The 21,486-nt window shown below is 47.2% G+C and carries 16 protein-coding genes; 2 read left to right on the top strand and 14 right to left on the bottom strand.

The window, feature by feature from the left end; genetic code table 11:
• Positions 1–32: 32 nt before the first annotated feature.
• The 5 genes from prpF to PRUB_RS23225 all read right to left on the bottom strand — a co-directional run bounded on the left by prpF (position 33) and on the right by PRUB_RS23225 (position 6,787).
• Entirely contained in the window at positions 33–1,214 is a 1,182-nt protein-coding gene (prpF, locus tag PRUB_RS23245) for a 2-methylaconitate cis-trans isomerase PrpF (RefSeq protein ID WP_040644489.1), read from the bottom strand.
• 90 nt (positions 1,215–1,304) lie between these two features.
• A complete protein-coding gene (acnD, locus tag PRUB_RS23240; protein WP_010380135.1) occupies positions 1,305–3,893 on the bottom strand; it encodes a Fe/S-dependent 2-methylisocitrate dehydratase AcnD in 2,589 nt (862 codons plus the stop codon).
• Between the two features lie 99 nt (positions 3,894–3,992).
• Positions 3,993–5,114 (bottom strand): bifunctional 2-methylcitrate synthase/citrate synthase, encoded by a 1,122-nt coding sequence (gene prpC / locus PRUB_RS23235; RefSeq protein ID WP_010380134.1) that lies wholly within the window; start codon positions 5,112–5,114, stop codon positions 3,993–3,995.
• A gap of 91 nt (positions 5,115–5,205) precedes the next feature.
• Entirely contained in the window at positions 5,206–6,084 is an 879-nt protein-coding gene (gene prpB / locus PRUB_RS23230) for a methylisocitrate lyase (protein WP_040644496.1), read from the bottom strand.
• 34 nt (positions 6,085–6,118) lie between these two features.
• The gene (locus PRUB_RS23225; RefSeq protein ID WP_010380130.1) at positions 6,119–6,787 is read right to left on the bottom strand and encodes a GntR family transcriptional regulator; all 669 of its coding nucleotides are present in this window, start codon (positions 6,785–6,787) and stop codon (positions 6,119–6,121) included.
• A gap of 214 nt (positions 6,788–7,001) precedes the next feature.
• Here PRUB_RS23225 and PRUB_RS23220 point away from each other — a divergent pair, with 214 nt between their 5' ends.
• Positions 7,002–9,470, top strand: coding sequence for a TonB-dependent receptor (locus PRUB_RS23220; protein WP_010380127.1), 2,469 nt, complete (start codon positions 7,002–7,004; stop codon positions 9,468–9,470).
• A gap of 22 nt (positions 9,471–9,492) precedes the next feature.
• Here PRUB_RS23220 and PRUB_RS23215 read toward each other — a convergent pair whose 3' ends face one another.
• Entirely contained in the window at positions 9,493–10,182 is a 690-nt protein-coding gene (locus PRUB_RS23215) for a substrate-binding periplasmic protein (protein WP_010380125.1), read from the bottom strand.
• 590 nt (positions 10,183–10,772) lie between these two features.
• Here PRUB_RS23215 and nfi point away from each other — a divergent pair.
• Complete coding sequence (nfi, locus tag PRUB_RS23210) at positions 10,773–11,447, top strand: deoxyribonuclease V (RefSeq protein WP_010380124.1); 675 nt, start codon at positions 10,773–10,775, stop codon at positions 11,445–11,447.
• 99 nt (positions 11,448–11,546) lie between these two features.
• On the opposite strand, the gene PRUB_RS23205 is transcribed toward nfi, so the two are convergent.
• The 8 genes from PRUB_RS23205 to PRUB_RS23170 all read right to left on the bottom strand — a co-directional run bounded on the left by PRUB_RS23205 (position 11,547) and on the right by PRUB_RS23170 (position 21,429).
• Positions 11,547–12,446 (bottom strand): hypothetical protein, encoded by a 900-nt coding sequence (locus PRUB_RS23205; protein WP_010380123.1) that lies wholly within the window; start codon positions 12,444–12,446, stop codon positions 11,547–11,549.
• 12 nt (positions 12,447–12,458) lie between these two features.
• On the bottom strand, positions 12,459–13,304 hold the full coding sequence (locus tag PRUB_RS23200) for an ADP-ribosylglycohydrolase family protein (RefSeq protein WP_010380122.1): 846 nt from the start codon (positions 13,302–13,304) through the stop codon (positions 12,459–12,461).
• Positions 13,305–13,713: 409 nt separating this feature from the next.
• Entirely contained in the window at positions 13,714–14,532 is an 819-nt protein-coding gene (locus PRUB_RS23195; RefSeq protein ID WP_010380120.1) for a hypothetical protein, read from the bottom strand.
• Between the two features lie 296 nt (positions 14,533–14,828).
• Positions 14,829–15,560: a PKD domain-containing protein gene (locus tag PRUB_RS23190; RefSeq protein ID WP_010380118.1), complete on the bottom strand. Its 732-nt coding sequence runs from the start codon at positions 15,558–15,560 to the stop codon at positions 14,829–14,831.
• 247 nt (positions 15,561–15,807) lie between these two features.
• Positions 15,808–17,286, bottom strand: coding sequence for a hypothetical protein (locus tag PRUB_RS23185; RefSeq protein WP_010380116.1), 1,479 nt, complete (start codon positions 17,284–17,286; stop codon positions 15,808–15,810).
• Between the two features lie 10 nt (positions 17,287–17,296).
• A complete protein-coding gene (locus PRUB_RS23180) occupies positions 17,297–18,166 on the bottom strand; it encodes a GEVED domain-containing protein (protein ID WP_010380115.1) in 870 nt (289 codons plus the stop codon).
• A 9-nt stretch (positions 18,167–18,175) separates the two neighbouring features.
• A complete protein-coding gene (locus PRUB_RS23175; protein ID WP_010380113.1) occupies positions 18,176–19,423 on the bottom strand; it encodes a hypothetical protein in 1,248 nt (415 codons plus the stop codon).
• Between the two features lie 53 nt (positions 19,424–19,476).
• Positions 19,477–21,429 (bottom strand): Hint domain-containing protein, encoded by a 1,953-nt coding sequence (locus PRUB_RS23170; protein ID WP_010380111.1) that lies wholly within the window; start codon positions 21,427–21,429, stop codon positions 19,477–19,479.
• Between the last annotated feature and the right edge of the window lie 57 nt (positions 21,430–21,486).

Genomic DNA, 21,486 nt, shown 5'->3' with positions numbered 1-21,486 from the left:
TCAGCCCGGATAAACCGGGCTGATGTACATCATTAAATTTGTTCCTGCGGGACTCTGACATGCCCCTCCATGACCACTCTGGCGCTGCGACTCATCACCGCTTTCTTAGCCAGCCAGCGACCATTCACTTGTTCCGCTTCAGCCCCCACTTTTAACGTGCCTGAGGGGTGGCCGAAAGTAACACTATTGCGCTCCCCACCGCCGGCCGCCAGATTCACCAGCGTGCCAGGAATGGCTGCAGCCGTGGCAATCGCAACGGCCGCTGTACCCATCATGGCATGGTGCAACTTGCCCATCGACAAGGCACGAACAGACAAGTCGATGTCCTGCTCTGAAATTGCTTTACCACTGGATGCGGTATACGCTTTGGCACCGCACACAAACGCGATTTTAGGCGTATGCTGACGTATTTTGGCTTCGTCAATGTGCTCAATCAGACCCATCTTAACCGCGCCATAAGCGCGGATTTGTTCAAATCGCGCCAATGCCGCTGCATCACCATTGATGGCTTCTTGCAGCTCCACTCCGGTGTAACCCAGATCCTCCGCGCGGAAAAACAAAGTGGGGATCCCGGCATTAATCATAGTGGCGTCGAAAGTACCAATATCAGGCACTTCCAGCTGATCGACCAAGTTGCCACTGGGGAACATGTCAGCATCAGCATCTGCCGGGTCAATAAACTCCACCACCACTTCGGCGGCAGGAAAGGTAACGCCATCCAGCTCAAAATCACCGCTTTCCTGAACTTCACCATTGCGCACAGGAATGTGCGCAATAATGGTTTTTTCTATGTTTGCTTGCCAGATCCGCACTACGGCTATGCCGTTTTCAGGGACTCGGCTGGCATCAACCAGACCATTGCTAATCGCAAACGCCCCGACTGCGGCGGTCAGATTCCCGCAGTTGCCACTCCAGTCGATGAAAGGTTTGTCTATGGCAACCTGACCAAATAAATAGTCGACATCATGTTCAGCTTTATTACTTTTAGACAGGATCACAGTTTTACTGGTGCTGGAAGTTGCACCACCCATCCCATCCGTTTGTTTACCATAAGGATCCGGACTGCCAATTACTCGCAGTAACAGCTTATCCCGTGCCTCACCAGCGACCTGTGCTGCTTTCGGCAGGTCATTGAGATTAAAAAACACGCCTTTGGAGGTGCCGCCGCGCATATAAGTCGCTGGCACACGTAATTGAGGTTTGAAAGTCATCATTTTCATCCTAAATAGCAGCACGGACACCCACAGTGAGTGCCCTCTGCTCAGGTAAGCTCCACATTGGCTGCGGAGCGAGAACGGAATTACTTATGCGTTTGCTTCGAGAAAATCTTTGGCAAAGCGTTGTAGTACACCACCGGCTTCGTAAATTGACACTTCTTCTTCTGTATCAAGGCGACACAGCACCGGCACTTCAATCTGTACGCCATTGCTGCGATGAATGATCAGGTTCAGCGTTGCACCAGGTGTGCGTGTGCCTTCCACATCGTACGTTTCAGTACCATCCAGCTCTAACGTCTTACGCGTTGTGCCATTCTGGAACTCCAGCGGTAGCACGCCCATCCCGATCAGGTTGGTACGGTGAATCCGCTCAAAGCCTTCAGCCACAATCACTTCTACACCCGCTAAACGCACGCCTTTGGCTGCCCAGTCGCGAGATGAGCCCTGACCATAGTCTGCTCCGGCCACGATGATCAGCGGCTGCTTACGATCCATATAGGTTTCGATGGCCTCCCACATACGGGTGACTTTGCCTTCTGGCTCAAGGCGCGCCAAAGAGCCTTGCTTCACTTCACCATTTTCCGTCACCATTTCGTTCAACAACTTAGGGTTGGCAAAGGTTGCACGCTGTGCCGTCAGGTGGTCACCGCGGTGCGTTGCATAGGAGTTAAAGTCTTCCTCTGGCAGGCCCATTTTCGCCAGGTACTCACCGGCCGCGCTGGATGCCAAAATCGCATTCGACGGAGACAGGTGATCTGTGGTGATGTTATCACCCAGAATCGCAAGCGGTCGCATGCCTTTCATCGTACGCTCACCCGCCAATGCGCCTTCCCAGTAGGGCGGGCGACGGATGTAGGTGCTCATCTCACGCCACTGATAAAGCGGGTCATTGTCTTCACCATAATCAACGCTGAGGTCAAACATCGGCTCATACACAGCACGGAACTGTTCAGGTTTGACGCTCTGAGCAATGACCGCGTCAATCTCTTCATCACTTGGCCAGATATCTTTTAACGTAACCGGATTACCATCCTGATCATTGCCTAAAACACCGTTTTCAATATCGAAGCGGACCGAGCCCGCGATAGCATAGGCAACAACCAGCGGTGGTGAAGCCAGGAAAGCCTGTTTCGCATAAGGATGGATTCGGCCATCAAAGTTCCGGTTACCGGATAGCACAGCGGTGGAATACAGATCGCGGTCAATCACTTCCTGCTGAATTTTTGGATCCAGTGCGCCACTCATGCCGTTACAAGTAGTACAGGCAAATGCGACGATACCAAAGCCTAACTGCTCCAGTTCAGGCAGTAACTGCGCTTCTTCCATATAAGAACGAACCGCTTTAGAGCCCGGCGCAAATGACGTTTTTACCCAAGGCTTGCGACTCAGGCCCAGTTTATTCGCATTACGTGCCAATAATCCTGCTGCGACCACGTTACGCGGGTTACTGGTGTTGGTACAGCTGGTGATGGCTGCAATGATCACCGCACCGTCCGGCATTTCGCCATCACGCTGTTCATAGTCAGCCACAATACCCTGCTTGGCCAGATCTGCCGTGGCGACACGTCGGTGTGGGTTAGATGGACCAGCCAGGTTACGACCAACTGATGATAAATCAAATTTCAGCACTCGCTCATAATGCGCACCGGTCATGGCATCAGCCCACAAGCCTGTGTGTTTTGCGTATTGCTCGACGAGTTTGATCTGCTCATCATCACGACCCGTTAAACGCAGATAGTCGATGGTTTGCTGATCGATATAGAACATAGCAGCCGTTGCGCCATATTCTGGTGTCATGTTGGATATTGTCGCCCGGTCGCCCAAGGACAAACCATCACAGCCTTCGCCGAAGAATTCCAGGTAAGAGGAAACCACACGTTCCTGGCGCAAGAACTCAGTGATCGCCAGTACGATATCTGTTGCGGTGATCCCCGGCTGGCGCTTGCCAACCAGCTCAACACCAACAATATCCGGCAAGCGCATATACGATGCGCGTCCCAGCATAACGCTCTCAGCCTCAAGGCCGCCCACACCTACCGCAATTACGCCCAGCGCATCAACATGTGGTGTATGGCTGTCGGTACCAACCAGGGTATCTGGAAATGCCACACCATCTCGCGCCTGGATAACCGGCGACATCTTCTCTAAGTTTATCTGGTGTAAAATACCATTGCCTGGCGGGATCACGTCGACATTTTTAAATGCGGTTTTAGTCCAGTTAATAAAGTGGAAACGGTCGTCATTACGTCGGTCTTCAATCGCACGGTTTTTCTCAAAGGCGTTCTCTTCATAGCCCGCGTGTTCAACCGCCAAACTGTGATCAACAATAAGCTGAGTCGGGACCACAGGGTTTACTTTAGCCGGATCGCCGCCTTTTTCTGCTATGGCATCACGCAGACCAGCAAGGTCTACCAGTGCAGTCTGGCCAAGTATGTCATGACAAACCACGCGCGCCGGAAACCAGGGGAAATCCAGGTCGCGACGACGTTCGATTATTTGAGTCAGGTAATCGTTGAGTTTTTCAGGCTCAGCGCGACGTACCAGGTTTTCTGCTAACACTTTAGAGGTATAAGGCAAGCCATCATAAGCACCCGGCTTAATGGCTTCGACCGCTTCGCGGGTATCGTAATAACACAGCGAAGAGTCAGGTAATTTTTTGCGAAATTGGCTGTTCATAACTACTTCCAGAATTGCTCGTTGGCTCAATGGCACAGGTCTTTATTATTATTGTGGACGAACTGTGCCATTAGGTGACGTGAATTGATGATTTAGATATTAACGCTCAGACATAGGCGGAACCGGACGTAGCTCCTCACCCGTGTAATCCGCTGACGGGCGGATGATACGGTTGTCTGCTCTTTGCTCCATGACATGACCTGCCCACCCTGTTAAACGTGACATCACGAAAATAGGTGTAAACAGCTTGGTTGGGATCTTCATGAAGTGATAGGCCGATGCATGGAAGAAGTCCGCGTTACAGAACAGCTTCTTCTCACGCCACATGACTGCTTCACAGCGCACAGAAACAGGATAAAGAACTGTGTCACCTACATCTGCGGCAAGTTTTTCTGACCACTGTTTGATGATTTCGTTGCGCGGATCTGACTCTGAATAGATAGCGTGTCCAAAGCCCATGATTTTCTCTTTGCGCTCAAGCATACCCATCATTTCCTGCTCTGCGTGATCAGCAGATTCAAAGCGCTCAATCATTTCCATCGCCGCTTCATTTGCACCACCATGCAAAGGACCACGCAATGAGCCAATTGCACCTGTAATACAAGAGTGCATGTCTGACAGGGTAGACGCACAAACACGCGCCGTGAAAGTAGACGCGTTGAACTCATGCTCTGCGTATAAGATCAGTGAGACGTGCATAACACGCTCATGTAATTCGTTTGGCTTCTCACCATGCAGCATGTGTAGGAAGTGTGCGCCGATTGAGTCGTCATCTGTTTCAACGTCAATGCGAACACCGTCATGGCTAAAGCGATACCAGTAACAGATGATACTTGGGAAACACGCCAACATACGATCCGTAATCGCCAGCTGCTGTTCAAAGTTGTGCTCACCTTCTAAGTTACCCAACATGGAGCAACCTGTACGTAATACGTCCATTGGGTGTGCGTCAGCCGGAATACGCTCCAGTACTTCTTTAAGCGCCTGTGGCAGACCACGCTGAGATTTCAGCAAGGCTTTGTAGCCGTCCAGCTCCTGTTGATTCGGTAGCTTGCCTTTTAGGATCAGATACGCGACTTCTTCAAACTGACAATGCTCTGCCAGGTCTTTCACGTCGTAACCTCGGTAGGTCAGGCCGGAACCTGATACACCTACTGTCGACAGCGCAGTTTTACCTGCAACCTGACCGCGAAGGCCTGCACCGCTTAATACTTTAGCCATTTTGTTATCTCCTGAATTTTTACCTGCTGGTTAATTTCATTACAAGAAAGGCCGCACATCAGCGGCACTTGCTCATTATCCTTTGTATCTTTTACTTATTTTTACCCTGGGCAAATAATCCATCGAGCTTTTGTTCATACTCGTGGTAGCCGAGGTAGTCATACAAGTCCATACGAGTTTGCATGTTATCTATGACGGCTTTCTGATCGCCGTTCTCTAAGATGGACTGATACACCATTTCTGCTGCTTTGTTCATGGCACGGAAAGCACTCAACGGGTAAAGCACCATATCAACGCCCCACTCACCCAGTTCTTGCTTGTTCCACAACTCGGTTTTACCGAATTCCGTGATGTTTGCGAGAATAGGCACATCCAGCGCCTCTGAAAACGCGCGATAGTGTTCTTCTGTCTGAACGGCTTCGGCAAAAATGCCATCCGCACCGGCTGCAACATACGCTTTAGCGCGCTCAATGGCGGCTTCCAGACCTTCCTGTGCAAAGGCATCAGTACGGGCCATGATGAAGAAATCAGGATCGGTGCGTGCGTCAACGGCAGCTTTGATCCGATCAACCATTTCCTCAGTCGAGACAATCTCTTTGTTCGGACGGTGACCACAGCGTTTTTGCGCAACCTGATCTTCCAGGTGCACAGCTGCTGCACCAGCTTTTTGCATTTCCTGAATGGTTTTAGCAATGTTAAACGCCCCACCCCAACCGGTGTCGATATCAACCATTAGAGGTAAGTCACAGGCTGAAGTAATGCGTTGTACATCAGCAATCACATCATTCAAAGACGTAATACCTAAATCAGGCAGACCATATGAGGCGTTGGCTACGCCACCACCTGAGAGGTAAATCGCCTGATGGCCAATTTTCTTCGCCATAATTGCGCTATAGGCATTGATGGTGCCAACAATCTGTAGCGGCTGATTGGCTTTTAGCGCATCGCGGAATTTTTTACCTGCGCTGATGATCCCTGTACTCATAAGTGTGTCTCCCCAATTATTACTGATGCTGTTTGGTTAACTTGGTGGCAATGTTATTTTTAGAATATTGAATATGGCGACGCATTAGCATTTCTGCCAGTTCGGCATCGCGATTCGCGATAGCGCGCACTATGTGTTTGTGCTCGTCGTAGGCGGTCGTTACGCGCGGCCCGGCCATCCCGAGCTGCACCCGATACATACGTGCCAGGTGATATATGCCGTTACTCAGCATGGCAATAAGCTGCTGATTCTGACTACCCACAATGATGCGGTAGTGAAAATCCAGGTCGCCGGCTTCCTGATAGTAAGATTCGCCGCCTTTCACTTCGTCAAACTGCTCATTCAACAGGCTGTTTAGTTTAGCGACTTCATCATCTGGCATGTGTTGTGCTGCCAGGCGCGCGGCCATACCTTCAAGCGCTTCACGCACCTGATACAATTCCATCAGGCCTTCTTCACTTAACGACACCACTCTGGCACCCACATTCGGACGACGTTCAACGAGATGACACGCTTCAAGGCGGTTTATCGCTTCTCGTACAACAGCGCGGCTTACTTCATACTTTGTCGACAATTCCATTTCGCTCAATTTAGAGCCAGCTGGAATATCACCTTCAACAATCTCTTTTCTAAGCCGGAAAAATGCTTTATCAGAAGCAGTTACGGCACTTTCATGCATAAAGCTCATTATGTCTTCGCCTTCCGGTCTTGATAAAAGTTGTAGACAATATAGAGCTACTTGACGTGTACGTCAACCTAACACCCGAGAGATTGTCGACAATTTTAACTATACAGGGTATTCATGAAATTTATGGCCCAAAAACGGTCGACCGGGCTCAGACATAAAGACGCCAGTCATAAGCTCACTTACATTCACAGTATGCATTTGAAGAAAAAACCAAATGACGGCTCAGCAATGGGGGCAGGCCACCATGGGCTTACTATACTTAATGCAAAACACTCCTGAAGCTGTTGAGAACAGTATGTATGTCACCTATTTAAAAGGGCTTTGGCTTTATTTATTGCTACCTCTGAGCCACCTGTTGTGCACACCCGCCATGGCGCAGGAAGCACCCAGCCAAACTGCAAATGCCCTGCAGCTGGAGCGAATTACAGTCACTGCCAATCGCCGTAATCAGGATTTACAGACTGTCTCATCTTCGATATCGGTATTAAGTGATGAAGATATAGAACGCGCAGGTATTGTCGACATAACAAGATTGGACAGCCTCGTTCCCGGATTGCGCATCGGTCAGTCCGGAGCCGAAATACGCCCGGCAATGCGTGGTGCCAGAACCAATGAAGTAGGCGTATCCGGCCCGGGTATTGCTGAACAGGTTGTCGGGATTTTTCAGGATGGGATCTATATTCCGACAACCACTGCTGGCACAAGCGCTTACGTTGATATTGAGCGGATAGAAGTGTTACGTGGTCCTCAGGGAACCTTGTATGGTCGCAATACATTTGCAGGAAGCATCAACATCATCAGCAAACAACCTGACTTTGAGTCGCTGCAAGGTAGCATTAAGTTGCTCAGGGGCAGCTACCACAGAAACCGTTATGAGGGTATGGTCAATCTGCCAATCAGCGATTCACTTGCAACCCGGCTGGTCATGGTGGCAGATAAACATCAGGGTTTTATCGCCAACCATCATCTGCCGGGTCCGGAGGATGACCTTAGAGAGAAAGACTTATTCTACGCGCGCTGGATATCCAGATATCAGAATAATTCCGGTTTTCAGATGACCTTACGACTCGATTTTTCTAACAAAGATGCCAACTCAGATGCCATTTGGGGCTATCAACAAATATATGGCTATCAGCTCAGTGAAACCACGCCTGGTTCCGGCATTTTTCATCCTCAAGCCACTGTCACACCGGGCCACATTTATCAGCCTGATAATGTCAGAAATGACGACACGGGCCCATATGATGTGTTTCGCAACGCACTGTCTTTTAATAAGCAAGACGCGCTATCTGGCACCGTGCAGTTAGAGTGGCGCGATGCGCTGGCTCACTATAAATGGACCAGCAACTATACCAAATTTAGTGGTAAACAATTTTACGATAATGACTTCAGCGATGGCGGTATAGACAAAGTAGGTGGATTCGGCCGTCAGGACGAACAATATAGCTGGTCCTCAGAAATACAAGCGTCTTGTGCGACTACAGGCCCGCTGTCCTGGATAGCAGGCCTGCACATATTTCATCAGGAAGCTGACTGGGCATGGTTGTGGCATACAGATAGCAATGATGACGGGATTGCAGACCGCATTCATGTGCCTACCTGGGGCAACCCGGTAGATGACCCTCATATCAGCCATTCAACAGCGCTATTCAGCCAGCTAAGGTTTGCGCTCAGCGACAAACTGCAATTAATCGGCGGTTTACGCTACAACGCGGATAAGAAAGATTTCACCGGCACCCTGACCCCGCAATGGCAGAACGCTACCTTGCTGTACAAAGCAGGTGTGGAACTAAAAGCCAATGAGGACGCACTCTATTACGCCAGCATTGCGAATGGCTATCGCACCGGAGGCGCCAATGACACACGTGTGGTCGAGCGTGGCGCAGCCCCTTTTTACGACAATGAACAGGTGATATCTTTTGAGCTGGGCATGAAGCACACCCTGCTAGGCGGCGCAATGCAGTTGAATATTTCGGCTTATATGAACAAATACAGTGATGTAAAAGCACAACTGTTTGCCATTGCCTGCAATGATGTCACCTCAGGTCACACTGTGACTCAGTGCCTTGCTAACGGTACCAGTACTACATTCGAGTATTATGAAAACGGCGGAGATATTACTTCTGTGGGCCTGGATCTGGCGCTGTCCTGGTTGCCCCTGGACGATATGCACGTGTCCGCTAATTTGACCTGGATTGATGCCCGGTTCAGTGATGATTTCAAAGTCGGCAATGCGGCACTTCGTCCGCTTCTTGGGCTTGGTAATCTGGATGACAGGCAAGACATTAATGACCACACCAGTCAGTTTAGTTTCGCCCACTGGCAACCGGCAATGACCTCAGAATACACGCTGGGATTCAGTGCACTCTATCATTTCTATCTTGATGAAACGTCTTATTTAACGCCGTATATTCAGCTTAGCTATAAAGACGACTACTATGCGTTTGACACCAACATCCCCGAAGTCAAAGTCAATGCCCATTTGATGGCCGATGCGCGCCTTACCTGGACCGTGAATGACAGAACAGACATTCAGTTCTTTATTGAAAACCTCACCAACCAAAACGTGCTCAGCCGTGCCGTTGTGCACTCCCAAATCGTCAATGGCTTACCTGCCAATTCAATCCAGGCTAACTGGAACAATCCCCGGACATGGGGTGTGGTATATCGATATCAGTTTTAACATGCACAGATAACAAAAATCGTTACTGGCTGTAGCCTGCAATGATATTTGCCAGTTTGCCGTTGCGTTTTGCCTGGGCGATGACCTGATTAATCTCTGGCAATAAATTGGCACACCAGGAGTGACGGGATAACAATAAATGTACATCAAGCACGGCAACAGGGTGCGGCAGCGCAACAAATTCGTCCTGCAAGCCGCTTTTTTGCAAAAACAGCAAGCCATCCTGATAATCCAGCACAAAATAATCGGCCAGCCCTTCTATGAGTGGTCGCAGCACATTGACCTCAAAAGTGGCTTTATGCGCGGCAACGCTGACAAAACTGGATTTGTTTTCAGCCGCAAAGCTATCAAATGCCTGACCAAAGCTGCCCCCAAGCGGTTTAAGCCCTACACGACCCTTCAGGTGTTCAAGCTTCTCAAACACAAATGGCCTGTCTTTATGCACAAACACCCTGATCTCATTGCGGTAATAAGGCTCGCTATATTGGAACAGGCTACTGCGCTGGGCGGTTTTATAGGCGCCAGAGACGACATCGAGCTGCCCCACTTCAACCATTTTCAGCACACGTTTCCAGGGTAAAGACGGCGCGATCCACACTGGCAAATTTAACTGTTCGCCAATGTACTCAAGCAATTCAAAAGAAATCCCCTCTGCTTTATCCGTTTGCTCATTGATATACCCAATAGGCCACCAACTTACCGGCCCGCCCACCCTCAATTCCTGGCAGCTCCCTGTTACACTGGCGCTCGCTGCAAACCCACATAATGCAAAGGTCAAAAATGAAATGACTCTGATGTATTTCAGGCAATAAGGAAATGGGTTAAAACAGACAGCCAAACGACACCACTGTGAAAGGTGAACACACTCTAACCATAGACAGGCACAAGCTGTTTATCCAGTACGGCCCTGCTTTCAGTGTGTTTTATCACAGTTTAAAGTTTTATCCCGGAAAACTTGCACTTTTGCGCGTATATTAATCTAAAACCGTGGGTAAGAGCTCAATTTAATCACAGTTATAACTGACAAAATACTTGCCATTTTCACGGACAACCATACAGCTGACACCTTTTATCTCTTCATAATCTAGAGTCATAATTTTTTGCTCCAAAAACAAACGAGTTGATAAACGTTTAGCCTGTGCTAATTTAACATGCTTCGTGAAAACCATTGACAGACGGTTACCTCCAACACGGCGTCGCACCAGCAGCGTTTTACTTAACCTATTTGTATACTCTGCTCTATGAATAGCGAACTAAGGTACGTTAAAATTGCACAGTAATACAAAGAATAAGGTAGTTACAATGCAAATTGAGTACCCCAGCTCTGAAACAGAAGCTCAGGCACTGCAAGAAACGCTCGCCACTCAGGTTATTTGTGAAGACAATTTTGAGTCCATCTCCACCATTGCAGGGACGGACGTGGCCTATGACGACGCGACAAATCAACTGGTTGGTGCCATTGTCGTGCTGGATGCCAATACACTGGACATCATTGAAACTCAGGTAGTCACCGAAAGTGTACGCTTTCCGTACATTCCCGGTTTGTTCTCATTCCGGGAGTTGCCCCCATTGCTATCCGCTTTCGAGCAGCTTACACATAAGCCAGATATGATAGTGTGTGATGGCCAGGGCCTGGCTCATCCAAGGCGCTTTGGGCTGGCCTGCCACCTCGGTGTAACCCTGGATATTCCAACCATAGGGTGTGGTAAAACACGACTCACAGGCACACACGAGGCCTTAATTGAAACGCGGGGGGCAAGCGCAAAGCTTATCGATAATGAGCAGGTAATAGGGGAAGTGTTACGGACTCAGGACAACATTAAGCCAGTGTATGTCTCTGTCGGCCACAAAGTCAGTCTGAGCACAGCCAGAGACTGGATCCTCAAACTCACGCCAAAATACCGCCTGCCAGAAACAACCCGCCAGGCCGATCAACAAGTGAATCGGGCGCTTAAAGCACTACAAGCACAAGACTGACAAATACGCCCTGCACGATTAGAGCGTTCCGAGGTTGACAGGGCGCGGATTAGGTCCTTTGAAAGTAGCAGAGCCTCGTGACATAGGCTCTGCCAGCATTTAGATCATTTTGATATGCGGGTATTGGTGAGCCATCAGTGTATGTAAGGCAGCTTTTTCCTGTTCACTAGCATAGTCTATAACTTCAAGCTGTTTCACGCCATTAGCAATAGCAAAATGTATAAATTCCATGCATCTACCTGAGAAATCATACAGCTCAAGGCTTTTAGGTTTAAATTCCACAATTAACTTCTTAATCTCTTGTTCTCGCTTTAGTGCTTGCTCAGAGCAACCAAAGCAAAAGCTCTCGAGAGAGAATGAATTATACTGGCGAAGATTGTCAATAACACTATGATAAGGACAAACCAAACGGTCACTATTGTCAGCTACCAGCGTGAAATTACCTCCAACGGAGAAATAATGTAGGCTCTGATCTTCATTCACAGCAAATGAGATACTGCCTGATTCAGCTTCGTTCTCCGCGTTTTCAAATACTACTGTCCACGCTACTACACGCCCTTCAGCGTCCCATTCATAATATTCATCAATAGACAGCTTGTCTCCAAGTTTTGATTTCAAAGACAGCTCATGACGGATATTAGTATTATAGTGATAAGTTGTTCCTTCATCTCCAAGCCCCTCGAAGAATACGTTTTCCCCTGATATCCAGCCATTAGATGAAACCGTATATATGATGCCAGAGTAAAGTTGGCCATTCACATGAACAGGCTCGAGTACGTCTTCCACAATAGTGTCGAGAATTGCCTGTTCCGTTTGATTTAAATATGGCGGAGTATAATCATCAACCTGCTTACCTTTCTCAAAAACAAGCCTGCCAACAACAACCCCATTATTGTGTTGGATAGCGATCCCGCTAAAAAGCTGGTCGTTATAAAAATAACCCGCTTCGTTTTGGGTCAACGCCTCATAAAGGACCATCCAATGACTCTGTGCGTTCATAATTTCTTTGTTTTACAATTTATCGGTGCGCTTCAATGCTTCAAGGCGTAAATCAATATTGGCCAGATACTCCAAGCCATAATGAGGGTGATCAAACTGAGCAATTAATGCCTGGGGCAGATCTTTTTCGACCTCTTCATAGCAGCTTGCTATACCACAACTGATTGCCGCTACGCTGTCTGTGTCGCCACCTAAGTTTACTGATAGTTCGAGTATTTTACTCAAACTGCGAGCCTGACTCAGCACCATCAAAACCGCGCTCAGCGTATCTTCTGAAATAGCTCGTACAGGTCCTTCCCAATGAGTTTCAAACACGCAGCCAAAACCAGTTAGGTAATCTGGTAAAGTTTCCAACGAGGCCTTTTTATATATCCCTGCGTGGGTTGCCAGAGCAATACATTTGGCCGCGTTGACCGCAATATCGTGATCGTGCGTTACCCGGGCCTGTTGCTCAGCTTTGTCCATAATTGCTTGTTCATCAGCCAGATAACCCAATGGCAGAGCACGCATCATAGCGCCATTGCCAAAACTATCCGTCTTAACCTGTCTGGCAAATTCTTGTGCATCAGATGCCTGAGCAAAAGCCTGTTGCAATCGCTTTGCATAGCCATGAACCGGATCTCTGTGATAGGTATCGTAAAATGCAGCAGCGATCGTTTCACAGTCCCAGACTTTATCACTTAACATCAACTCAGCCAGTGCCAGAGACATTTGTGTGTCGTCAGTGTAGCAGGCTGATTCACCCGACAATGCATGTGCCCGGTAACCTCCCAGATCATTGTGTGCCCGTATAATATCTTGTTCAACAAACTCGAATCCGGCGCCGTATGCATCAGCAATTGCCATTTCAACTAACATCTGACCTCCCTAAATATTCCAAACAGCTTTGTTTTAGTACTATTCTACCGTACTTACTGCAACCTGTTGTCTTTGTGCCCAACTAAATTACTTAACGCATTACAATCAATGTCAAGATAGGAACGCTCGGTTTAAATCCCCCATGCTCAGCGGCGAATACAAGGCAGACGTTGTGTTGCGGGCTGCATTTTGTTGACCCGCCTTATTATGTTGCAACTATATAGCGCGACCTAAAATGATGCCAAAAGTCGTTTGATCTGACTGACAAGTGAAAAGCGGTTATAAGAGGATATTAATCGTCGAGATAAGCTGCGTAACAAACGGCTCAATGCGCCTGCTTCGACGGACAACTCGAGTTCAGCCCTGGCGGCTGATATTGGGGTAAGCCAAAAACAGGCGTGGGTGAATGCTATTTACTGATAATGGAATAAAATTGATGTTTCAACTTGTGCCAGATGCCGGTGAAGAAACCTGCCGATTTGTTATTTTCAGTTTCCTTCATTTCAATTCCACTTAGCATGCCACGAAAGATCTCTTCAGACGTGTCATTTCCATGTTTATGAAAGGGGTTGGCAGCAATTTTACGCAATAAAGGTATAAAGTCCGGGTCGTCTTTCAGACGATCATATACCTCTTGTGTTAGAAAGGCATATAATTCGCCATAACCCGTCTCACCTACCGAGCGATAATGCTGACGAAAGTCTGTCACAAGTAATCTCATTTTACCGTCGTAATCCGAGCTAAGATAATCCTGCGAAAACACCACATAACCAGGCGGTGCATTACTACGTTCTCTCATTGAAAGGACATGCGCGTAGAGCTCCTCTCTCGCCTTTTCGTAATCAAATTCAAAATGATTGGAATAGGTTAAATAACCTATCTCAACATCATTTTGATCAAGCATACGACAGTAAAGAGTTTCATAGCCATTCAGTTCATGCACATTTACGCGACACTCCAGCCTCTCGATGCCAAAATCAAAATCATACTGGACCTTTGCCAGCACACGCGCTCTTTCGGCTGGCGGAATAAGCCTGCCTGTAGCTGACTCAAAACAATAAAAGTTTGGAGCTGTTCCTCCCTCATTCAGCTTAATTTCTTCCTCAACCACAAATACAGTATTATCTTCAATGTAATACACATTCTCGATACTGCCATTAACTGAATTAAAGTCCTCAGCTTTCAATGGATGCTTGAGTGCTTTTACTCTGCTGTTTCCTGTGATCATATGTTTAGGCTGCCTGACGTGTGTCTGAAGAAATTGACTCGTTTATCTCACCCATTAATGCTGAGACGTACTAACAATAAAAGTGAGTGAGGCCAGATTACCATCTGATGCTTCAATAATCACAATAACTTATACAAAAAACTGACAACCCCACAGCCGTTGATCCGCAGAGGAATACAACGACGCTTATCTTAGTGTACGGAGCACTAAGGTGACAGAGCAAGCAACAAAGCAGCATTCGCTCGCTGCCAAAGTGCCGACAGCTAAACGAATTGACAGGGATGCTGGATACTTAACTAAAGACGTCTGCGTATCGCACAGGCACCCGCGAGGAATAACATCAGGAAATGAAGACTGCCGCCCGATCCCCCGTCATCAGACTTGCCTGTGTCAGGTGTTTTATTATCGCTGCCATCCTCTTTGCCTGGTGTCTGGCCATTGTCATTGTCGCTTCCGCCATCTGAGTTATCTCCATCATCGCCACCGGGGTTTTCGTCGCCCCCGTCGGAGCCACCACCGTCCTCTCCATCTGGTTTTTCGTTTTCTGACTGCTCAATAGATAGCTGTGTGACTGCACTCGAAACAACCGTTTGCTGCCACATCGCATCAACTGACAACTCGACAATACCAGACTCAGCAAACTGAGTAGTTAACTTGCCCGTTTGAGAATCCGAAGCAATGGGTTCACCAGCAACAAACCACTGATAATTTAAATCGAGCGGCTCACTGGACGTTAAACTTGCCAGAAATTCCACATTTTGACCCTGCACAACTTCATCTGGCTGCACAATCACCAACCCGGAAATTTTCGGCGAAATAAGATCAACCTGCTTCTGTGAAGACTCTATTAACTTACCATCCTGGTACACTTCCCGGGTCACAGTATAAATACCTGGCTGTTGGTACTGATGCTCTGGCTCAGCGTCATGAGAGACAACCCCATCACCAAACCGCCAAAAGTACTGGGCGTCACTAGCCAATACGGTGCAAGTCAAAAAACATAAAAGACCGGTCATTACTTTATACATAGTCACTCCTTGATAGTGATATTGAACCATACGCAACACCAAAACTGTGTTCACTTTCCTCAGCTAGCGCCAAGAAAATATTAACATAAAAATTACAAAAAAACTCGATATGCCCCGCAATCTCAATGAATAAGGACCCACAATATATGATTCCAAATTGGTTATTCATTCAGTAGCGGTGGTGCCTTAGCCATTGACGGGGCCACACTTTAAAGCGTATGCCTGCTAACAGGCACACGCGGTATCCTTATTGTTGAAAGGCCACACCATAAGTACTTAATGCCCCCTCACACAGTCGCCAGTTCAAAATCCCAAGCGCGGGTGCGGCAGAATTGATGAAAGTAGGTGCCCAGCGCAAATTACGGAACAGAACACTGTGTGCTTGTGAAACGGCCCCAGAACGAACTGCCTCTTGCCTGGCCAGCTCACATTGCTTCCAATCCTGAGCGTCGCTGGTAGGTAATTGCAAATCGGTTATATCGTAGCTGGCAGGACAGGATTTCCCGCGCTGCACACAAGCATTTTTCATTTCCTGAACTTTATTTTCGCAAGCATATCCAAAGGGGTTATCACGACAAAACCGGGCTGCGGTGAAAGAAAACCAGGCATTGTCATAGGCCAGATCTTTGATGCGTTCTACAGCCAGGCGTTGCGCCTCGGGCAAATAGGCATAATAGCTATTGAGCAAACTCGCAGCTCTTTGTTCATCCAAAATAGCTTGTTTAAAGTCATCTTCAAGTTCGCTGATCAACCACTTGGTTGCATTTCTCACTATCTGATAATCTGGAACCAGCGCGCGCAATGGCAAAGATGATTTGTCGTAGCGGGTAGTGTAGTAACGCACCACATTGTAATCGCTGAGCGATGTTAACTGGCCATTAAACCCCGTTTTCGCGTATTTAACTGCCTCATAAAACATATCAAAGCAGGGCTGTGGGTTATCCAAAGAACAGGTAATGATATTGTTGGGTATAACACTCAGCAACTGTTTGGGCTCACCTCCTTGCTGAACCGCCCTCACCGTTATTTTGACTGACGACTTTTTATCGTGCTGCAAATAATTAAGTTGCCCGCCAACATTAAATACGCCCCCGTATAGGTCTACATCCAGATACCCGCCGATATCTGATTTATCTTTGTTACTCCCATAATCAATCTTTAAATTAACCAGGACATTTGCACCATACTCAATACCCGTTACAAACTCATCACCAACCAAATCTTGTAACTGAGCCTGATGATTGTGCGCTATTTTTTCTCCAACCTGCGAGAGGGTATATCCTGTGTTTTGATTCACAGGCAAAAACACACGCTTTTTCGGGGTGCTGGAAGCACTGAATGTGTAGGAACTTGAATACGTGCTGGATGCCATTTCTTTTGCCAACGAGGCCCCGGCTGATACACGTACCACAGGAAAATTTACATCAATGTCGACACTGCCATTAAGTATGCTCAGCATATCATCGTAGCTCATATCGATGCCGGTTTTAAATTGCAGCTCGGTATTGCCAAAACTTTCATCAATAACACCGCTGACCGCTTGTACATTCAGGAAACGCTTTTTTTGGCTGTCATAAGCTGTACCGACTTCTATATGATCGTTGATAAGCCCTGAAATGACCGAGCCAGTAAGATTGTTATTGGTTATCTGAGTATCAGCACTGAATGTACAACAACTCACGACTGCCAGCTTAATCGTCAATAATGTAGGGTAAATTGGTTTCATATCATCTTCCTTAACGAACCGTTACCAGATAGTCTTCGACTTCACCATAATGAATACGGGTACACGCATTGTCCGAGCCTCCACCCGCATCGGTAGCAATGCGCATCAAGGTCAAGCCTTCAGGCACTGTTGTGGGCACATCCAGCAGAAACTTAAAATCACCTGAAGATGCCGAACGGTACACCATTTCAGAGTGCTCAAACTGACCATTGTGATCCCAGTCTAGCCATACCCGAACAGCCACGTATGAGGGAAACTCCGGCTCTTTGTTTCCCGGCCTTATGGTCACTTTAGATGCCTGATTCGCTCTCAGTAACACCACTTTACCCGAAATCAAGCTATGTCCGTTTTTTTCAGACTGGTGCGTGAAGTCATCCACCGTTACTTCAGAGATCCACTCCCATTCGTGGTCATAACTGCGATTATCACAATACGATCTCGGCAGCACTGTGGTTTTGAGGGCAACCGGCTCATATTCAGGAGGCAATATAGAGCATGCCTCACCTGCACTGGTGCCTGCATACCATTGATATGGGTTGGTAAAATCAGCGTTTGCAAAAGTCAGGTACTGAGCTTTATCCGCTGCCAATGCAGCGTCAGAGAGCCATAACTCTTTAAGCTGGCGAAGCTTTTCCTCTTTCCCGACAATGTTAGTCGTGCCGTGCATTCGCTCCCACAACTCAACCAACAAGCCATCGTAACACTTGCTCAACCAGTCAAACCGACCCTTTGCCTGTTCAACCGTGAGTAAATCACCTAACTCGCTGAACCTGGCTTGCTGGTGTGTATTTGTATTTTGCTCTAACACTGATGCCAGAACTGACTGGTTTAAAGCCACAAACAATATGAGCAAAACCAACAAAAATCTGAATATATTCATGGGATATCCTTATCTTAATACATCACTGATGGCACTATAATCACGTAAATAAATCAGATTATCAGCCTCGTAATCAATGCAGTGATTGCCTTCCGGGTTGCGTTCACAATAATCCACTAAATCAGCAAATAAGTTGGCGTTAGCACGGCTCTTAGTCTCAATATCCTGTAGCTGTTCAAGTTGCTGAGCAGAAAATTGTGCCGCGTAATAACGTTGCAGGTTTTTTGCGCGCCGATAAACCAATCGCTCATCTATCCAGCGTGCCGTTAGCTCCTTGATGATTAATCGCGTCAGGTAATTACCGGGGGTGTAACCGGTATCAGGAATAAGCTGTTGGAGATCAGCGCCAGAATCCAGATAACTGGCTGTATAAACATCAGTAATATTGTAATCATCCAGCGAATTAAACTGGTTGATGTAGTCCGTTTTTAGGTAATGTATTGCCGCTTCAAACAAGTTAAAGCAGGGCTCCGGGTTGAATAATGTACAATGCATAATACCGTTAGGTATGACTTGCAACAGCCTGTTGGGATCTCCCCCACTTTGGATACCACTTATAGTGATCTTAACTGATTTCCTCTTATCTTCGGCTATTTTCTGAAGTTCACCGTCGACTTTCACTGTGCCTATCCAGTCAACACTCAGGTAGCCTCCAATGGTGCGTTTGTCCGTTTCATTTCGGTACTCAATTTTCATATTAATGACGACATTTGAGCCATACGCAAAACCATGTACAAATCCATCACCCAGGTTACTTGCCTTGTTCCCGGGATACGCCTTCGCCAATTCCTTTGCGGCTAGTGTCGGCTGGTAGCCTGATTCATTACTGGGAACCAACATGCTCGATTTAGGTTTAATTGAAGAATAGACAGTGTAGGTACCTGTATATCTGTCAGCACTAATGTCTTTGGCGTAATTTGCACCAGCATCCACTCGCACCGCAGGCAACTCAAAACCTGCATCAACCTTACCATCAACAAGTTTCAGAGCTTGCTGGTAACTCAAATCAACACCCACTCTGAAATCGATATGCGTATTTCCCAGATGCTCCACTTGTCTGCCAAGCACAGATTGCAGCCCTAAAAATAGCTTACCTTTGCTTTGATAAGCCGTTCCCAGCGGCACAAGATCGTTACTTTGACCAATGATCGTTCGTTCTTCTACTTCATGGACAGCTATAGTGTGAGCATGAGCCTTTACCAACAACAAGGCAGCCCCTAATAACCACATAATCGAAACCACATTACGTATTTTCATTATCATATCTCCATGAAAGGCCCCTCTGGGCCTTAGTATTTGTCAATCCATGACTACTGCTTCAGACTATTGAGGAAGTCCTGATGCCAGACCTGAGGCAAGCGATTAAGTACATCTTCTGTTGTTTCGATCTCATTGCTAAACTCATGCTCACTTTGCATTGCCAAATCACCCACTTGCAGGCCATTTGCAAACATGCTGAAGGACTCATCTGGCTGATAATCCGGATCATCTTTACCGCGACCCAGGCGAAGGTTATAAACCTTATCGGTAAACTCGACTTCTTCTATATGCGTTATCATCTCTAGCCCGTTTTCGGTCAAGATATGCGCACCTTGTTGAACCTTGCTGGCCCACACAGCCTGACCTGATTGCATCACAACAGGGTGAGATTCTGTCAGTAGCAACGTTTTACCCGATTTAGTTTTGAGCTGGACCATAGGAATGGTTTCAACACCTACAGAAATATCCTCAATTGTCAGAGCAAGATGGTTAGCAGGTGAAAACTCACTGGCCCCCAACACCTGATCGCCTACTTCGAGCTGTTCTATTGGGAGTTGCTTACCGTTTGGTAAAGTAATTAAAGTGCCTTCGGCCAGACAACTGTAGACAATTTGCATCTGAGGATGACCTATATCCTGCCAGCCACTGTCCATATCTGAAGAGCCAATGACAAAAGAAGCCGTTAACGGAGGTCTCCCTTGACGAATTACGTGATCAAGTGCAAAGTGCATAATCCAGTGGGTATCCTGGTATCTGCCAAATAAAGTGGCATCTCCGAATACCCCTTCGTCTTGTGGGATGTTCCAGGATATTTCTGTCATATCCATTACACCAAATTTCTCGTAGCTAAGCGTTAAGTTCTTAGCAAAGAGGTCGCTAATACCCTGATAATCAGATCCGCCTATAGGTACAGCTCCTCCGCCTTCTTTAGTCTGAATAAAGATATTGGTGCCATGATTCACGAAAATAGGTTTATCAACTACAGGACTCTCAACCAACCTGATTGTGCCATTTTCCTCCTTCACTTCGAGCGTAGTAAAATCCGGCAGATAAATACGTGTAACTTTACCCGTTACATCAAGTCTCCCTTTGAACGGCACTTTTAGCTTGGTTTGACTGGTAGGGGTTCCTGTTGGATAGATATTTTCATAATCGCAATCCCCAAAATTACGATTGAGGCACATTACAATTCTGCCATCAGGTACACCTGCTCCAGCTTCAGAGCGGTTGTCACTAGGCATGTCAATCTGTGTATTGAACCCCGCTCGTCCTTCTAAAGATAATAATGCTGTATCTGCCTCTGAGGATTTTTCCGTTCTTGACTGAGGAAAATAGCCTAGTTTAGCCAGTAAAGTTTCCTTAGAATATTCCACCACAACGTTGCGGTCTTCCATGACCTGTTTGTTGTTAGCATCCCTATAAACCACCGTGATCCAGCCATCAGCAAAAATACGTTCTGAATCTGCAAGCTTAGTAAGAATATCTTGTACCTTTGCGAAGGAATACACTGACTTGCGCTTAGCTTCCTGCCCGTCACCAAAGTACTCATTGTATGCAGGCATAGTCAACTGTTCACCTTTTTCGTTGACCAATTGCAAATCTATCAATGTATAGTCGGTCGACACCGTTTTACTGTTCAAGGCGGAGAGCACAATAAATTGTTCACCTGTCGACGCTCTGGTCGCAGGCTCAATCCCCATGTGTTTAAAAAAAGAACACAGTTCAGGCCTGCCGCTCGTACAGTTTTGCAAAGAGCTGAAACCTAAGTTATCAGCACTGGATGCATCTTTTTCAAGCCTTTGTTCAATCAGAGAAAACAGCTGAGGTCGATTTTTCTTACTCAGACCGTGCAGCGCCAATCGCGCTATCAGGCGATCATTTTTGATCTGCATGTCTTGTTGGTATGCGACATTACTGTCGGCTTCAATTTGACCTGCAAAAACATCAGGCATGACGGATACCGTCCCCAATGCCAGTGCAATGGATAAATAGAGAGGTTTCATATTTTATTCCCTTAATATGGAGAGTGTTTTGAGCAAGAGCTCAGGTCCCGCCTGCGA

Source organism: Pseudoalteromonas rubra, from assembly GCF_000238295.3.
Taxonomy (GTDB): Bacteria; Pseudomonadota; Gammaproteobacteria; order Enterobacterales; family Alteromonadaceae; genus Pseudoalteromonas; species Pseudoalteromonas rubra.
This window is presented reverse-complemented; position numbering and strand designations above follow the sequence as displayed.

What these genes read in the sequence shown, in the direction of transcription:
- nfi (WP_010380124.1), top strand. Translation starts at nt 10,773, where the DNA reads ATGCAAATTGAGTACCCCAGCTCTGAAACAGAAGCTCAGGCACTGCAA.
- PRUB_RS23225 (WP_010380130.1), bottom strand. Translation starts at nt 6,787, where the DNA reads ATGAGCTTTATGCATGAAAGTGCCGTAACTGCTTCTGATAAAGCATTT.
- PRUB_RS23205 (WP_010380123.1), bottom strand. Translation starts at nt 12,446, where the DNA reads ATGAACGCACAGAGTCATTGGATGGTCCTTTATGAGGCGTTGACCCAA.
- acnD (WP_010380135.1), bottom strand. Translation starts at nt 3,893, where the DNA reads ATGAACAGCCAATTTCGCAAAAAATTACCTGACTCTTCGCTGTGTTAT.
- PRUB_RS23190 (WP_010380118.1), bottom strand. Translation starts at nt 15,560, where the DNA reads ATGTATAAAGTAATGACCGGTCTTTTATGTTTTTTGACTTGCACCGTA.
- PRUB_RS23195 (WP_010380120.1), bottom strand. Translation starts at nt 14,532, where the DNA reads ATGATCACAGGAAACAGCAGAGTAAAAGCACTCAAGCATCCATTGAAA.
- PRUB_RS23170 (WP_010380111.1), bottom strand. Translation starts at nt 21,429, where the DNA reads ATGAAACCTCTCTATTTATCCATTGCACTGGCATTGGGGACGGTATCC.
- PRUB_RS23180 (WP_010380115.1), bottom strand. Translation starts at nt 18,166, where the DNA reads ATGAATATATTCAGATTTTTGTTGGTTTTGCTCATATTGTTTGTGGCT.
- PRUB_RS23185 (WP_010380116.1), bottom strand. Translation starts at nt 17,286, where the DNA reads ATGAAACCAATTTACCCTACATTATTGACGATTAAGCTGGCAGTCGTG.
- prpC (WP_010380134.1), bottom strand. Translation starts at nt 5,114, where the DNA reads ATGGCTAAAGTATTAAGCGGTGCAGGCCTTCGCGGTCAGGTTGCAGGT.
- PRUB_RS23220 (WP_010380127.1), top strand. Translation starts at nt 7,002, where the DNA reads ATGACGGCTCAGCAATGGGGGCAGGCCACCATGGGCTTACTATACTTA.
- PRUB_RS23175 (WP_010380113.1), bottom strand. Translation starts at nt 19,423, where the DNA reads ATGAAAATACGTAATGTGGTTTCGATTATGTGGTTATTAGGGGCTGCC.
- prpF (WP_040644489.1), bottom strand. Translation starts at nt 1,214, where the DNA reads ATGATGACTTTCAAACCTCAATTACGTGTGCCAGCGACTTATATGCGC.
- PRUB_RS23200 (WP_010380122.1), bottom strand. Translation starts at nt 13,304, where the DNA reads ATGTTAGTTGAAATGGCAATTGCTGATGCATACGGCGCCGGATTCGAG.